Here is a 15,860-nt window from a genome sequence, read left to right as displayed (position 1 = left end):
ATGCCTCCTTCGTGGTATTGTCGTCAAGGATAACGAATATTCAGTCAAAAGAAAAGAACTTTTTCGAAATTCAAAAAAATTGTCGGATAAACAGGTACAGATAAGTGGAGCGGGAATAAAGAGTAGGGAGAGGAGTGAGGAGATGAAGCGAGCTAACTGGAAAGAGGCAGTCGTCTATCAAGTCTACTGGCGTAGCTTTAAAGATTCGAACGGGGATGGGATTGGTGATTTGCGAGGTGTCATCGACAAGCTTGATTACATCGCTTCACTTGGTGTCGATGTCGTGTGGTTGAATCCGTGTTATCGTTCACCGGATGTCGATAACGGTTATGATATTGCCGATTATTACGAGATCATGGAAAAAGCGGGAACAATGGGAGATCTACAGGAGTTGATCACGGCCGCTCATGCCCGTGGATTGAAGGTCATTCTCGATTTAGTCGTCAATCACACGAGTGACCAGCATGACTGGTTCCGTCAGTCGCGAGAGCGGATCAACGATAAGGAAGACTGGTATATCTGGCAGGATGGCACGAAAGAGACGCCTCCAAACAACTGGCGCTCGTACTTTGCGCCAAGCCCGTGGACGTGGAATGAAGAGCGTGGGCAGTATTATTTTCATTCCTTCGCCAAAGAACAGCCAGACTTAAACTGGGAACATCCAGCTGTCCGGCAAGCGATCTACGATATGATGAACTGGTGGATCGCTCAAGGGATCGACGGCTTCCGGATGGATGTCATCAACTTGATCAAAAAACGGTCGTTTGAGGATGTCGCCAATCCATTTGATCTATCGTACCTTGGAAATCAGCCAGGCGTGCATGACTTCCTGCAGGAGATGCATGCGAACGTCCTTGCGGGAAAAGATTTATTCACAGTCGGTGAGATTCCGTTCGTTGGTCCGGAAGACGGTCTGTTATATGTCAGTGAAGAACGAGAAGAACTTCGGACGCTGTTTCACTTCGAAATCGCGGACGACATGGAGGCGATGGATCTTTTACGATTCAAGGAAATTCAGAAACGCTGGTACGACGTCTTATACCCACTAGGTGTCAATTCACAGTTCCTCAACAACCATGATCATACGCGACAAGTGACCCGCTTCGGCAGTGAACGGTACCGGGTCGAGAGTGCGAAATTACTCGGTTTGATGTTGCATACGTTACCCGGCATTCCGTACGTGTACCAAGGAGAAGAAATCGGCATGACGGGGATTCGTTTCTCAGATCCATCGCTCTATCAAGACGTCGCCTTTCGCAATCGATACGAAGAACGCGTTGCTGGTGGAGAGGACCCGGAGGTCGTACTCTCATCGATGCAGTTACTCGCCCGCGATAACTCCCGCACGCCGATGCAGTGGGATGACACGCATGCAGCCGGCTTTACGAGTGGGAAACCATGGTTAGCGGTCAATCCGAATTATACAGACATCAATGTCGCGCAGGCAGAAGCCGATCCATCGTCCGTGCTTGCTTTTTACCGATCGTTGATTCAGATGCGAAAGAATCATCCGATTATGGTCTACGGTACGTACCGAGACTTAGCGCTTCATGATCCGTATCTCTATATCTATGAGCGGGAATTAGAGGGAGAGGTCTGGCGGATCGTCCTCAACGTGCATGATGAACCGATGCAGACCGCCCTCGTCTTACCGCATGAAAAATTGCTCGTATCAAACTATCCGGATAGCCCGGATATCTTGCGTCCCTATGAAGCACGAGTCTATCGTTATGCTGTTACAGAACAGACGTGAGTTGTCTGTTGAACGAAAAAACATCTGCGACATGTCAGGAACACGTTCGCGGATGTTTTTCATATGCGTATATTATTTGAAAGGTGATGATTTTTTCGTCTGCAAGACCTGAGTGAATCGATCGACAGCTTGTCGCATCTCGTAACTCGGTCCGAGAATGAGGGGACCGTGTCCGACGGCAAGAATATCTGGAGACAGTTCCGTCAGTTGATCAGCTGAGCGAAGGGCAACGTTCGGATCCCATGTCGCGAGTGCGGGGAACGGGAATTGCCAACGGACATCACCGGAGACGGCAAGTCCACCTTGCGTCTGAAAAGCATCCCCAGCGATCAACGTCCGGCTTCCTTCATGCCAAAGCGAGATGGAACCGGGTGTATGACCGGGTGAAGCAATGACGCTGAGACTACCGACTTGTTGACCACTCTCGAGTAATCGATCCGGTCGCGTTTTGATGTTTTTCGGAATGCCCCCTTTTAAGGGTGTCGTTTCGCCTTCTCGTAGCGTCTCATCCCCGCTGAGCAATGCAGCATCTCGGTAACTGATACAGACTTCAGCGAGTGGGAAGGCGTTCGCCAGGAAATCAAGTGAGCCGACATGATCGGCGTGCGCATGAGTGAGGATGATTGCACCGAGTGGTTTCTCTTGCTGTCGAATATAGTGATAGAGCGCCTTTGCGTTGATTCCGAGTCCGGCATCAATCAATGTTAAACTGTCTGCTTCTTCAAACAGGTAGCAGTTGACCGGGAAAAAGGATGGGGTCGTCTGCAATTGGTGTAAACGTTCGATTGTCGTGACACGCATCGGCTTCACTCCTTCAAAAAATGAATAGTCTTCTTCTTTAGTATCGTCTGTTTTTTTAGATGCGTCTAGACGAATTGTGTGGAAAAAGAGGCATCACCTCTAAAAAGATGATCCCTCCTCTACGCATCATTCAAATGTTACGGCGAAGACGGCACCAGCGTGTGGTGCATCATCTCCATTAGCAGCGGTCGTGACGAGCAATCGATCTTCATAGAAAATCGGACACGTCGGATTTGCGACTGGGAAGTCGACATGATCTAATTTTTCGCCTGTCGCAAGATTCCACCGGGTGATGCATGATCCAGCATAATGTGCGATCCAAGCGTGACCTTCCGCGTCCTTCGTCATACCGTCCGGGAACCCTTCTTCCTCTTCAAGGTCAACGGCGACACGCTTATTCGAAAGTGGTGCGTCTGGAGCGTAGTCAAAGGCATAGACTTTTTTCGTCGGTGTATCGATGTGATAGAGCGTCTTGCCATCTTCTGACCAGACGAGTCCATTCGAGTTCGTTAAGTCTTCGTGCAAGACATCGATGGAACCATCGTGACGCAGACGGAACAATCCAGCGGTCTTGCCGTCTTCTTCATTAATGCTACCGGCAACATATTGTCCGGTCGGATCAAGCTTTCCGTCGTTCATTCGGTCGGAATCGGGTAACGACAGTTGATGCTCAAGAGACAAGTGTCCTTCTTTGAGATCAAACGTTCCGAATCCGTGTTCAGCCGTGACACGTAATAAATCCGGTGCATCGGTCAAGGCAATCGATGTGATGGCGCTTGGTAACGTATACGGTTTGAGCGCTTCTGTGACGAGGTCATATGAAAAAAGAAGTTGATTCGGAATATCAACGAAATAAAAGCGCTTTGTTTTTGCGTCGTAAACAGGAGATTCGCCTGTCTTACATGCGACATCAATGAATAGGGAAACGGTCATAAGTACTCTTCCTCCTAAGTGGACACCTTTTACGAGCAGTCCAGATAATAACAATTTAGTATACCTGTTTTGACGCGCAATCAAACCTGGATCAAACGGCTGGTATACTAAATAAACGTCTAAAAAAATAGCCTGCTATCAAAGCAGACTATCCTACGAGCGTTATATCAGCGGCTCTTAACGAGCAAGTTGACCGCTTCCTTGACGAGTTCCTCGGTTTGTCCATCGCCATTTTGTTCGGCGTCCTTGACGCACTCAATTAGATTCGAACTGACGACGACGCCGATCGTCCGGTCAATCGCGGAACGGGCAGCGGAAAGCTGGGTGATGACATCGCGGCAATCTTGCCCTTCTTCCATCATCCGTAAAATGCCTCGTAGCTGTCCTTCGATCCGACTAACACGGTTCTTCATCTTCCGATCATAATCCATTTTTATTCCTCCGATTCCCGTTGACCTGACGTCATGTAGTATCTTTATGCTATGCCCATTACGGTATCGCTGTCAATTCAACAGAATTTTAAGCTATATTTTTGATAGAATGAGGGAATATGGATGTGGTGAAGTTTTTTACTTAGAAATTTGATAAAATCGAAAACGATTTGGTGTCAGCTTGCGTATACTATATGATAAGGCTGACGTCAGAAGGAGGAGAAGGATGCACACTCAATCCGATGAATCGCTTTATCATCTGATGCGTAGCGGTGATGAGCAAGCCCTCGAGACATTGTACGATAAATACGAGCGGTTATTGTTTTCATTCGCCCATCGCTTTACGAATAATGACCGGTTGTCCGAAGAAGTCATACAAGAAGTGTGGATGAAGATTTGGAATGGTCGTGTTGATTTTGATACACAAAAAGGAAAGTTTTCATCGTGGATTTTAACGATTACACGTAACGCGGCACTTGATTGTCTCCGTCGTGAAAAACGACAGCCGACAATCGAGGTCGAAGAACGAGATGGTGGATACGACGAGCCGGTCGAGCGGACGGTCATGCAGCGGGAAACAGCTGCTGAAGTGCGCGGGGCGGTTAGTGAACTGAAGCAAGAGCAGCAAGAGCTGATTGAACTCGTTTACTTCCAGGGTATGACGCAGCAACAGATTTCAGAGCGACTCGATTTACCTCTTGGAACGGTCAAGACGCGAATCAGGAGCGCGATTCAAGCATTACGAAAACGAATGGATGGGAGGGAACGAGATGGAAGAACGTTGTCATGACTTAATCGATTATTTCAATGGAACATTATCCGCAGCAGATCGCGACGCGTTCGAAGCGCATCTTGCGACGTGCGAAGAATGTCGTGAAGCGCTTTTAGAAATGGAAGAACTCATGCTTCCCATCGCTGAATCGCTTCCGGAGCGACCCGTTCCTGCAGGTATGAAAGCACGGATTCTTGGAGAAGTCCTTGGTTCAGCAGAGACAGCATCTCCGAAGGAAGCACCGATGACTACTCCGGTAGACATTAAACAAGCACGTCAGCAACAAACGAAGAAAAAAAGTGTCCCACTCGGCTGGTTGATGAGTATCGCCGCTGCCTTGATTCTCTCACTTGGTGCGAACGCCTACTTCCTCTCACAGGAAGAAAGCACGGATACACCCGAGACGTTAGCCATGGATGAGATCAAAGGGATGGGGAACTTCGAAAGCACAGAGTCCATCAAAGGATCAAGCATGATTTTCACGCAAAACGATAAATCGTACATGCTGGTCCAGTTGAAGGATTTACCACCCCTTCAAGAAGGGCAACTTTATCAGTTATGGACGATCGAAGGCGAAACACCTACTGCGAACGGTGTCATCGAAAAAGATGGAGAGGCAGCAGCTGTCTTCCCACTTAAAGGAGACGGCAAGGTGGACGCGGTCGCCATCACGGTCGAACCAGAACCGGATTTAGAAAAACCGACGGGCGAAATCGTCGCATCGGTCGCATTATAATCGATAGCTCTAGCGAATACGTATCTTACGGATTCGCTTTTTTTGTGCAAGGTGCTGAATGGAATAAGCAAAAGCGCGTTGAAATGATAAGAAATCGAATGAATTTCTAATTTTTACTGAAGAAATGAGACCGAGCAGACGATAGTTAGGAGAATGACAGTCTATTAAGGAGAGGCCTCATACAATGAATGAATGGATCATCTTAACGAAACATTATGAAGTGACACTCGTCGTAGTGTCAGTGCTCGTTGCCATCATCGGATCATATGGTTCACTAGAGTTAAATCGGCGTCTAGCGAAGGCGACTTCCTTGAAAAAGCGTGCCTTGTTCCTCTCATCATTGACGATGGGATTATCAATCTGGGGAATGCATTTCGTCGGGATGGGGGCATTCGCCCTGTCGGTTACGGTTCGCTATGATTGGTTTTTAATGTTCTTATCCGTCATTCCTGCCATTTTAGCTGCTTTCATTGCCTTCCATCTCTTGTACTCGTCGACGATTACGAGAAATAAGGTGATTTTAGCGGGGGCACTGATGGGGGGCGGAATCGCCACGATGCATTATCTCGGAATGATGGCGATGCAGTTCGGTGGAACCGTTCGGTATGAGACAGGATTATTCCTCTTATCGGTTCTGATTGCCGTTACCGTCGCGTATATCGCTTTGCTACTGCTCCATCGCTTAAGACATGTCGATCAGAAACGGATCTTGATTCCCATCGCGGTCGTGATGGGGTTTGCCATCTCTTCGATGCATTATGTCGGAATGCTTGGTACATCGTTTTGTATCCCAGCTTCTAATGCCGAGATCATCGGCGACGCTCCAATCACGTCGAATATCTTAAACGAAGTCGCGATCCCCGTCTTCTTGATTGTCATCTTGATTGCTGGGCTCTATATTCACTTGGAACGACGTGCTCTACAAATGATGGCGTATACGGACCATTTGACCGGACTGCATAATCGGAGATGGCTTGACCATCACATGACGAAGGTCGATGCCCATTACGGTCGAGCGAAACAAGAGATGGCGATGGCTTTACTTGATCTTGATGGATACAAGTGGGTCAATGACACATTCGGTTTTGATAAGGGCGATGCGGTCATCCGGCAGTTCGCAGAACGGATGCTAGGGACGTTGAAGGAAGATGAAGCGTGCATTCGCTATAACGGCACCCAGTTCTTCCTCATCAAACGTGTTTCACAAGAAGACATGACAGAGGTCTTCGAACAGATTTTAGAGGACGTGCGTCAACCGATTGCGCTCGAGGATCAGCCGGTTCATTTGACGGCAACGATGGGCGTCATTTTACCGAACACAAAGGAATCGCTTGAAATGCGAATCGGTCAGATGGAAAGTGCGCTACGTGCTGGTAAGAACGAGGGACGTGATCGATTCATCGTGTACGATGATGCGCTACACTCCGATCGCAGGGAGCAATTGATCGTCGGTTCCTTACGCCGAGCGATGACGGATTTCAAGGAGTTCGCTCTCGTCTACCAACCGAAGATCGCACTCGCTACAGGAAAGGTCGATCAGGCGGAAGTCTTGATTCGCTGGAATCATCCGAAGTTTGGTTTCATCTCACCGGCGGAGTTCATCCCGCTTGCTGAAAAATACAGTTTAATTCACCGTTTGACCGAGTGGGTGTTGAAGGAGACCGTCGCACAGATGGAGATTTGGAAGAAGGAAGATTATTTCATTCGTCAAGTCTCTGTCAACTTATCCGCGATGCACTTCCGGTCCGAGTCACATAACGTGATGATTAAAGAGATCGTTCACCATTCCTTAAAGAGTGGAAGCGAGTTACAACTACAGCTCGAAATCACAGAAACATCCGTCATGGAGAATCTCGACCGAGCGATGATGATGCTCGGTGAACTGAAGCAACTCAGTCTGACGATTGCACTCGATGACTTCGGAACGGGTCTATCTTCACTGACACACTTAAAGCATCTCCCGATTGATATCCTGAAGATCGACAAGTCGTTCATCGATGAAGTCCCACATGACGAACGGGGAACAGCGATCACAGAAATGATCATTCAGCTTGCGAAGAGTCTTGGAATCGAAGTCGTCGCGGAAGGTGTCGAGACACTCGAACAGCATCTTTTCTTAAAGCGTCTCGGTTGCGATTATGGTCAAGGTTACTATTACAGTAAGCCGATGCACGTGAAGGATCTAAACCAGCGGACGATCGAAGAAACGGTTCTAAATGTCGGATAAGGCAATCCAAACGTGACTTCCGTTCGTATACTAGATAAGCATGCGAGGATGATGCATGCGACGTCTGGGGGGACGCAAAGCGCTGGAGGTTTTCACCAGCTCGTGCACGATGCAGACAGACATCCAGTACATTCGACTATACTCAGGCAATCCAGCTTTCAACGCAGCACCTGTCTGTTCGAACACAAACAAAGGCAACTTCCACGACGGAAGTTGCCCTTTTTCATTTGTACTTATGAACGAACCGTCAGGACGCAACCTGTTTGATCCGTCACGAGCACATTCGTATTGAAGTATTGTCCATCACTTTTTAGGATGAGCGCTTTTTTCTCCGCGTTGTAATCGAGTGTCATTTCTTGATCGAGGAAATGACTCGACCACCGCTTGACGAGAACGGGACCGACGTTCGAATCAATCGTCATGTCTTCCGGTGTCGCTTCATCGACGATGCGAATACTGAAAATACCAGAGTTTCCGCAACCACAACCCTCTGTATCGTAATAGAGGTGCAGTTGACCGGATACTTCACCACGTAATTGGCGGATCCGCTCCTGAGCAGACGGTGTAAATGTGATATTCATGGTCATTCACTCCTTTCCTTTAGTATACGCCGTTTGAACAAGAAAGGAACGTCACTTGCTCACGCTGACTTGGCGGCGCATCCGGACGAGAAGGAAGATATAACCGGCTAACAATAAGACGACGCTACCGAGAACCGTCGTATCGACGAGACCGTTATCGGACTCGAAATTGATCGCGATATACGCCCAGACGAAGACGAGCGGATAAATCGGATCACGGTTCGCAAACATGAAGAGAAGAGCGACGACGACTCCGACGACGAGCATGATCATCGTCCAGCCTGCATCTCCAATTCCAAGCCAAGATGTCACACCTTCTGCGTTGATCGTCAGGAAGATGTCAGCGATCGTCGCGACCGATACCCAGCCGAGATAAAGCGAGAACGGTAGCTTGAAGCGTAATCCTTTCGTCTCACGATCAATTTTTGAGTAGATGACGATCAATGACAGCAAAAGACCGACGATGACGACGACCGAGACGACGAACAGTTCAAACGTGAAGGAGACGATCCAGCCAGCGTTGAACAGACAGCTGATCAAGAACCACGGTCCGATTTTCTTCGCCAGTTCGTGTTCCTTGAATTTCGGAATCGATTGCAAAATCAACCAGATGAGTAAAATTGTATAAATCAATCCCCAAATCGAAAACGCATACCCAGCCGGTTTGAACAATGTGATGATCGAATCGGAAATTCGTCCTGTCTTTCCACCATCAAGGGCGTTCACGGCAATCGTGAAGATGAAGCCGACCCAGTTGAGCCAAATCCATTTATTAGTTTTCAAACAAAAAACCTCCTTTATTCTCTAAAGAAGGTTTACCCAAAAATCATTTTCATTAGTCATCACGGTCGGCGTGTCGGGTTCAAAAAGGACATACCGATTGCTGGATTCCCTGTATGCGAACCGAGAACCGGCGTTAAGTCATCGATGCGGACACGCACATCGTATTGCGATTCGAGTCGTTGTTTCCACTCGAGTGCCAGTTCATAAGCTGTCGCGTGGAATAGTGAAATATCCGTGACCTGCCCCCGTTCAATGATTGCGACAAGATGATCAAAAATCTTTGAATGCGCTTTTTTAAACGTCCGGACGGTTTGGTAAGGCACGATTTTTCCTTCTTCGAAGTGGAACAACGGGCGAAGTTGCAACAAGTTACCGACGAATGCCTTCGTCGAAGAGATGCGTCCGCCCGCTTGTAATTGATCGAGGTTCGCGACCGTGAATTCAATGTGATGGTCGAAACGACGCTCGAGAATGATCTGTTCGACGGATTCGATCGAGTGCCCGGCTTCGACGAGTTCGATCGCTTCTGCTAGAAGTTGACCAGCTGGGTAGATACCGCAACGGGAATCAATCGCAATCAGACGAAAGCCAGCAATCTCTGCCCCTTGAACGGAAGCGTTGTACGTTCCGCTCAGTTCACTCGATAGGTGAACAGCGAAGCCGACGTCGTAATCCTCTTTCAACCGTTCATAGTGCTCAGTGAAACTCCCGATCGAAGGTTGGCTCGTCGTTACCTTGTGTTTTGAGTCAATCCAGCTATAGACGGTCTCTGCATCAACGTCGACACCATCGACGAAACTTTCTCCATCCTTCATGACAAGTAAAGGGACGACCGAAAGATCATCGCGCTGAGCGATCGTATCCGGTAAAATCGTTGTACTATCAGTGACCCAAGCGATCCGCATAACAAGTTCCTCCTTAAATTAGTACCTGATATCAATTGTAGGTGTAAGCGTTCTCGCTGTCAAATGAACATTAAAAAATATTGAACGTTTTAGTTGATTAAATAATGAAATACGCTATAATCGGTACGTGATTAGTAAACTTTTAGTCATCTTATACTAAACTAAGCCGCTGAGAGGAGGACGTCGATTGTACTCAATCGGTCAAAAAATCAAGAACCTCCGTCTTCAAAAGGGATTGACGCAAGAGGAACTAGGGGAAAGAACAGACCTGAGTAAAGGGTACATCTCGCAACTCGAACGGGAACTCAGTTCACCGTCGATCGAGACGCTGTTTCATCTCCTCGAAGTCCTCGGCATCTCACCGAAGGATTTCTTTGATGAGGATACACTCAATCAAAAAGTCATCTACGGTGAAGAGGATGTCACGACGTATGCCGATGAGGAACAGGGATATCATGTCACATGGCTCATTCCGGAATCGAACGAGAAAGAGATGGAACCAGTCCTATTGACACTCGCGCCAGGGGGAGCATTCAAGACGTATGAGCCATCGGGTGCCGAGACGTTCGTCTATGTGCTCGCAGGAAACGTCACATTGACGCTCGGACGTCAGTCTTTTGTAGCGAAACAAGGAGAGACACTTTACTATAAGGCTTCAGAAATCCATCAACTACGCAATGAGTCAACACAAGAGACGAAGGTCCTCGTGACCGCGACTGACTCATACTTATAAAGGAGGAACTAGATTGGCAGATACTACGATTATTCAATTCAAGGACGTCACGAAACGATACGACGATCAGACCGTCCTCGACCAAGTCAGCTTTGAAATCGAACGCGGAAAGTTCTATACGTTACTCGGACCATCGGGTTGTGGGAAAACGACGATCTTACGACTGATTGCCGGCTTTTCGGAAGCGACAGAAGGGGACATCATCTTCAACGGAAAACGGATCAACGATGTACCGGCGAACAAACGTCAAGTCAATACTGTTTTCCAAGACTATGCACTCTTCCCGCACTTGAACGTTTTCGAAAATATCGCCTTCGGTCTTCGCATCAAGAAGGTGAAAGAAGCAGAAATCGCAAAACGTGTGACGGATGCGTTGAAGTTCGTCAACTTGTCCGGTTATGAGAAACGAGAAATCACCGAGATGTCAGGTGGACAACGGCAACGTGTCGCGATTGCCCGGGCAATCGTCAATGAGCCGGAAGTCATCTTGCTCGATGAGCCATTATCAGCGCTCGACTTGAAATTACGGACAGAGATGCAGTATGAGCTCCGCGACTTGCAACGTCGTCTTGGCATCACGTTCATCTTCGTCACGCACGACCAAGAAGAAGCACTGGCGATGTCAGATGAAATCTTCGTCCTCAATCACGGTGTCATTCAACAATCGGGCACACCGACGGATATCTATGATGAACCGATCAACCGCTTCGTCGCTGACTTCATCGGTGAGTCGAACATCATTCCAGGGCGCATGGTGGAAGACTACCGAGTCTGGTTCGCAGAAAAGGAATTCGAATGTGTCGACCGTGGTCTTGAATTGAACGAACCGGTCGAGATCGTCATCCGTCCGGAAGATCTTGAAATCACGAACGTGACACAGGGGAAACTACAAGTCACCGTCGATTCGCAACTCTTCCGTGGCGTGCACTACGAGATCGCTTGTATGGATGAAGTCGGTAACGAATGGCTCGTCCACAGTACGAAAAAGGCGACGGTTGGTGAGCAGATCGGACTGACATTTGATCCGGAAGCGATTCACGTCATGCGACTGAACGAGACGGAAGAAGAATTCGATAAGCGTCTGGAATCCTACGACGGGGTGTTATGATGCAAAAATCACGTAACTGGTATCTCATCCCGTATCTATTCTGGATTGCCTTGTTCGTCATCGCACCGATCGTACTCGTCGTCTACTATTCATTCCTTGATTTGGACGGTAACTTCTCATTTGAGAACTACCAGAACTTCTTTACGTCGACGTATTTGACGATGACACTCAGCTCGTTCTGGTATGCGTTTTTGATTACGGTGTTTTCGCTCTTGATCGGTTATCCGACCGCTTATTTGTTGACGAAAACGAAGCATAAACAGCTGTGGCTACTTTTGATCATCTTACCGACATGGATCAACTTATTGTTGAAAGCTTATGCTTTCATCGGGTTGTTCAGTACGTATGGTCTTGCGAACCAAACGCTTGAAGCGATTGGGATTGGACGACAACAGATTCTCTTTACCGATTTCAGTTTTGTCTTCGTCTCGGTGTACATCTTCATTCCGTTCATGATCTTGCCGATCTTCAACGCGATTGAAAAACTGAGCCCGTCACTCGTCTTCGCTGCACGTGATCTTGGGGCGTCGAACTTCACGACGTTCCGGCGTGTCGTCTTCCCGTTGACGCTTGATGGTGTGAAGTCAGGCTGTCAGCTCGTCTTCATTCCGGCATTATCGCTGTTCATGATTACGCGTCTGATTGCCGGAAACCGCGTCATCACGCTCGGTACAGCGATTGAACAGCAGTTCCTCGTGACACAGAACTGGGGTATGGGAGCAACGATCGCTGTCTTCCTCATCATCGCGATGGCGATCATCCTTGCCTTGACGAGTACGAAACGGAAGAAAGGAGCGACGACTTGATGAAACGTCTGAAACTAGCAAATCTTTATCTAATCGGAGTCTTCATCATTTTGTATGCTCCGATATTCTACTTGGCATTCTATTCGTTCAACAGCGCTGACAATATGACGAACTTCGATTCGTTCACGTGGGATTGGTACAAGGAAGTCTTCCAAGATTCACGCTTGTTAATCATCGTCTTGAACACACTCGTCATTGCCTTGTTGTCAGCTGCGATCTCGACGATCCTTGGCGTATTCGGAGCGATCGGGATTCAAGCCGTCCGTAAGAAACGTGTCGAGACGTCGTTGTTAACGCTAAATAGCATCTTGATCGTCAGTCCGGATGTCATCATCGGGGCATCGTTCTTGATTTTCTTCACGCTACTTGGCATCCAGCTCGGCTTTACGTCGGTCTTACTGTCCCACATCGCATTTTCGGTACCGATCGTCGTCATTCTCGTCTTACCGAAGTTGCAGGAGATGAGTCCGACGCTCGTTGATGCAGCACGTGACTTAGGCGCAAGTCGTTGGGATGTTTTGACGAAAGTTATCTTACCGTACATTACACCAGGTATCTTTGCTGGATTCTTCACGGCATTGACGTACTCATTGGATGATTTTGCGGTGACGTTCTTCGTGACAGGAAATGGCTTCACAACGTTGTCCGTTGAGATCTACTCACTCGCCCGTCAAGGGATTTCGATGAAGATCAACGCCCTGTCGACTGTCATCTTCTTGTTTACGTTCCTGCTCGTCATCGGCTACTACTTCTTGAACCAACGTGCTGCTACGAAGCTTTCGCGACCGGAGGTGAAATGACCGTTGAAAAAATTGATTCAATTGTTCACCGCGATTTTCTTGATTTCAGGTGTCATCCTGTTCACCTTGAATCAGTTAAATGAGACACAGGGATATTCGGGTAAAAATGTCTTGAACATTTACAACTGGGGCGATTACATCGACCCTGCACTGATCAAACAGTTTGAAAAAGAGAGCGGTATCAAGGTCGTCTATCAAACGTTCGATTCGAACGAAGCGATGCTGACGAAAATCGAGCAGGGAGGAACGACATACGATATCGCCGTTCCGTCCGACTATGCGATTGCGAAGATGATCGATGAGAAGCTCGTCGTTCCGATTGATCATCAAAAAATTCCGAATCTCAAGAACATCGATTCACGCTTTTTAGATTTATCATTCGATCCGAACAATAAGTACTCGATTCCGTATTTCTGGGGAACGGTCGGTATCGTCTACAATAAAGACTTAATTGGTGGGAAGAAACCGACGAGCTGGAAGGATCTCTGGGATCCGAAGCTAAAGAATCAGATTCTACTCGCTGACGGTGCCCGTGAAGTCATGGGGATGAGCTTGAATAGTCTCGGTTATTCGCTGAACGAAACGGATGAGTCGAAACTACAGGAAGCAAAAGCGAACTTGATGCGCCTGACACCAAACGTCAAGGCAATCGTCGGGGACGAGATCAAGTTATTGCTTGCGAACGAAGAAGCAGGGCTCGGTGTCGTCTGGTCGGGTGATGCAAACGAGATCATGAGTGAAAACGAAAATCTCGACTACGTCATTCCAAAAGAAGGATCAAACGTCTGGTTCGATAATATCGTCATTCCAAAGACGGCTAAAAACGTCGAGGGGGCACACGAGTTCATCAACTTCATGCTGCGTCCTGATATTTCAGCGAAAAATGCGGACTACGTCGGCTATTCGACACCAAACAAAGAAGGCTTGAAATTGCTCGATAAATCGGTTCGGACCGATGAGCGATTCTATCCTGATAAACAAGTTACCGATACGCTTGAAGTCTATGAGAACCTCGGAAAAAAGATGCTCGCGCATTACAATGAGTTGTTCTTAGAGTTTAAGATGCATAAGAAATGAGGAAGAACCTAGTGTCAGGCGACACTAGGTTTTTTTTTATTTCTCATCAAAAAAATAAATATAAGTTCCCAGAAAAAAACTATAAAAACTGAATAATTTTTTGAAATAGGGGAATGAGTTTATTATCAACGCCATTTATAGGCGCAGAGGAGGATATCATCATGAAACAAGTCTTAGGAATCATCTTAACTGCCGCACTCACTGTCAGCATCGTGTCAGGCACTTCATATAACCAACCGGTCGAAGCAACAAAACAGACAGACGTCAAATGGCTGCAAGAAATTCAAACACAAGCGAAACAAGCACGTTCACTCGATGGAAAAGTTGTTCTTGAAAAAACAACACTTGCCCAAGTACATAAAGCCTATAAGGGGGAAAAGAACTCGAATTGGTGTCAAAGCGGAAATGGTCTTGCCTCAGCGGATCGTGCTCTTCATTACTGCTCCACGTATGGGGTGAAGGACACAAAAGCAAAAGTTAGTGCAATCGTCTATGATCCGAAGCAGGTCAAGCGGACTGTGACGGTCAAGGAAGTCAAAAAAGCGTATCCGACAGCGAAACTCGATAAAACATTCAACGTCATGACTGTTTCCTCAAAACAGGTCAACATTTATCTAAATTTGAATTCCGACCGTACACAAGTCATGTCAATTCTAGTAAAATATAACTAATGAAAAAGGATGACCGATTCGGCCATCCTTTTTATTTAATCGTTTTATAGAGTGGTACGAGATGCGAATAGGTATTTCGAATCATATCGAGTAATTCTTCGCGTGACAGGTGATGCACTTGTTCTGCCGGAATATGACGACCAACAAGGAATTCTGCCTTTTTGACGTCGTGGAAACGTTGTAATCCTTTTTCGATATCCGTCTCATGAACGGAGACGGCGTCTTTTTTCATATGATCGTATGAGACGACGAAATCATCCGGAAGGGATGTCAGCAGTTCTGTATGCTGTAACAGTTTCGATGCGTATTGTTGTTTATTCGGTAACTCGTAGATATAGGCAAGCCAAATGAACAGATGATCATCAAACAGACCGACTTGGAAATGCGGATGTTTTTTGTATCCACGTTTATCGGGTGAGAATGCCATCCATGTATCCTTCGGAGGGTTGACCTTCCGACGTGCATGTTGCGCGATGTGAACATGGACATCTTCTGCTGTTGCGACCGTTAAGTCAGGTGCGACTTCCTGACCAATGTCTCGAAAGACCGGCTGGATGCGTTCGCGAATCGCTTCCATCCGTGGTTCTAGTCCATCGATCTGAAATGTATCAAATGCGTGTTGCGTGAATGTATTTGTCATAAAAAAATCACCTCGCGTCAATTGTATCAAAGGAGACCATCGAAGTTCGACTTTTTGCTCGAAAAGTAGAATAATGGGCATATCGATTTCCAGTAATATACAA

General features: G+C 47.3%; 17 protein-coding genes. 10 read left to right on the top strand and 7 right to left on the bottom strand.

Features of this window, described 5'->3' with window-relative positions:
* Positions 1–142 precede the first annotated feature (142 nt).
* Complete coding sequence (locus AC3B4V_RS08455; RefSeq protein WP_406747246.1) at positions 143–1,753, top strand: glycoside hydrolase family 13 protein; 1,611 nt, start codon at positions 143–145, stop codon at positions 1,751–1,753.
* Positions 1,754–1,825: 72 nt separating this feature from the next.
* On the opposite strand, the gene AC3B4V_RS08450 is transcribed toward AC3B4V_RS08455, so the two are convergent.
* The 3 genes from AC3B4V_RS08450 to AC3B4V_RS08440 all read right to left on the bottom strand — a co-directional run bounded on the left by AC3B4V_RS08450 (position 1,826) and on the right by AC3B4V_RS08440 (position 3,918).
* Positions 1,826–2,554 carry an MBL fold metallo-hydrolase gene (locus AC3B4V_RS08450; RefSeq protein WP_488378124.1) on the bottom strand — a complete coding sequence of 243 codons (729 nt, stop codon included), beginning with the start codon at positions 2,552–2,554 and terminating at the stop codon, positions 1,826–1,828.
* 126 nt (positions 2,555–2,680) lie between these two features.
* On the bottom strand, positions 2,681–3,487 hold the full coding sequence (locus AC3B4V_RS08445; RefSeq protein ID WP_488378123.1) for an SMP-30/gluconolactonase/LRE family protein: 807 nt from the start codon (positions 3,485–3,487) through the stop codon (positions 2,681–2,683).
* Positions 3,488–3,654: 167 nt separating this feature from the next.
* Positions 3,655–3,918, bottom strand: a complete 264-nt coding sequence (locus tag AC3B4V_RS08440; RefSeq protein WP_023469359.1) for a metal-sensitive transcriptional regulator — start codon at positions 3,916–3,918, stop codon at positions 3,655–3,657.
* Between the two features lie 226 nt (positions 3,919–4,144).
* Between AC3B4V_RS08440 and AC3B4V_RS08435 the strand changes: the two genes are divergently transcribed.
* The 3 genes from AC3B4V_RS08435 (at position 4,145) to AC3B4V_RS08425 (ending at position 7,653) form a co-directional block, all read left to right on the top strand.
* Positions 4,145–4,708 (top strand): RNA polymerase sigma factor, encoded by a 564-nt coding sequence (locus AC3B4V_RS08435; RefSeq protein ID WP_488378122.1) that lies wholly within the window; start codon positions 4,145–4,147, stop codon positions 4,706–4,708.
* Positions 4,689–5,426, top strand: coding sequence for an anti-sigma factor (locus AC3B4V_RS08430; RefSeq protein ID WP_029342595.1), 738 nt, complete (start codon positions 4,689–4,691; stop codon positions 5,424–5,426). The genes AC3B4V_RS08435 and AC3B4V_RS08430 overlap by 20 nt, the downstream gene beginning before the upstream one ends.
* 184 nt (positions 5,427–5,610) lie before the next feature.
* Entirely contained in the window at positions 5,611–7,653 is a 2,043-nt protein-coding gene (locus tag AC3B4V_RS08425) for a bifunctional diguanylate cyclase/phosphodiesterase (protein WP_064299354.1), read from the top strand.
* 233 nt (positions 7,654–7,886) lie between these two features.
* Here the strand turns inward: AC3B4V_RS08425 and AC3B4V_RS08420 are convergent, their stop codons facing one another.
* The 3 genes from AC3B4V_RS08420 to AC3B4V_RS08410 are packed head-to-tail and all read right to left on the bottom strand — an operon-like array spanning position 7,887 to position 9,922.
* The gene (locus tag AC3B4V_RS08420) at positions 7,887–8,234 is read right to left on the bottom strand and encodes an iron-sulfur cluster biosynthesis family protein (RefSeq protein ID WP_050678117.1); all 348 of its coding nucleotides are present in this window, start codon (positions 8,232–8,234) and stop codon (positions 7,887–7,889) included.
* Positions 8,235–8,285: 51 nt separating this feature from the next.
* Complete coding sequence (locus AC3B4V_RS08415) at positions 8,286–9,017, bottom strand: hypothetical protein (RefSeq protein ID WP_050678116.1); 732 nt, start codon at positions 9,015–9,017, stop codon at positions 8,286–8,288.
* A gap of 59 nt (positions 9,018–9,076) precedes the next feature.
* Positions 9,077–9,922, bottom strand: a complete 846-nt coding sequence (locus AC3B4V_RS08410; RefSeq protein WP_290721323.1) for a DegV family protein — start codon at positions 9,920–9,922, stop codon at positions 9,077–9,079.
* Between the two features lie 187 nt (positions 9,923–10,109).
* Between AC3B4V_RS08410 and AC3B4V_RS08405 the strand changes: the two genes are divergently transcribed.
* From AC3B4V_RS08405 to AC3B4V_RS08380, 6 genes are all read left to right on the top strand, one after another.
* The gene (locus tag AC3B4V_RS08405) at positions 10,110–10,655 is read left to right on the top strand and encodes a helix-turn-helix domain-containing protein (RefSeq protein ID WP_064299356.1); all 546 of its coding nucleotides are present in this window, start codon (positions 10,110–10,112) and stop codon (positions 10,653–10,655) included.
* Positions 10,656–10,668: 13 nt separating this feature from the next.
* Complete coding sequence (locus AC3B4V_RS08400; RefSeq protein WP_023469351.1) at positions 10,669–11,763, top strand: ABC transporter ATP-binding protein; 1,095 nt, start codon at positions 10,669–10,671, stop codon at positions 11,761–11,763.
* Positions 11,760–12,569 (top strand): ABC transporter permease, encoded by an 810-nt coding sequence (locus tag AC3B4V_RS08395; RefSeq protein ID WP_029342588.1) that lies wholly within the window; start codon positions 11,760–11,762, stop codon positions 12,567–12,569. Before AC3B4V_RS08400 ends, AC3B4V_RS08395 begins: the two co-directional genes overlap by 4 nt.
* Positions 12,569–13,369 carry an ABC transporter permease gene (locus tag AC3B4V_RS08390; protein ID WP_029342587.1) on the top strand — a complete coding sequence of 267 codons (801 nt, stop codon included), beginning with the start codon at positions 12,569–12,571 and terminating at the stop codon, positions 13,367–13,369. The genes AC3B4V_RS08395 and AC3B4V_RS08390 overlap by 1 nt, the downstream gene beginning before the upstream one ends.
* Positions 13,370–13,372: 3 nt before the next feature.
* Positions 13,373–14,446 carry an ABC transporter substrate-binding protein gene (locus tag AC3B4V_RS08385; RefSeq protein WP_214858294.1) on the top strand — a complete coding sequence of 358 codons (1,074 nt, stop codon included), beginning with the start codon at positions 13,373–13,375 and terminating at the stop codon, positions 14,444–14,446.
* 161 nt (positions 14,447–14,607) lie between these two features.
* Positions 14,608–15,117 carry a hypothetical protein gene (locus AC3B4V_RS08380; protein ID WP_064299358.1) on the top strand — a complete coding sequence of 170 codons (510 nt, stop codon included), beginning with the start codon at positions 14,608–14,610 and terminating at the stop codon, positions 15,115–15,117.
* Positions 15,118–15,148: 31 nt separating this feature from the next.
* Here the strand turns inward: AC3B4V_RS08380 and AC3B4V_RS08375 are convergent, their stop codons facing one another.
* Positions 15,149–15,757: a YktB family protein gene (locus AC3B4V_RS08375; RefSeq protein WP_064299359.1), complete on the bottom strand. Its 609-nt coding sequence runs from the start codon at positions 15,755–15,757 to the stop codon at positions 15,149–15,151.
* Positions 15,758–15,860 lie beyond the last annotated feature (103 nt).

Source organism: Exiguobacterium sp. E17S (genome assembly GCF_057772545.1).
The sequence above is the reverse complement of the archived record's forward strand: the minus strand, read 5'-3'. Positions and strand labels throughout refer to the sequence as shown.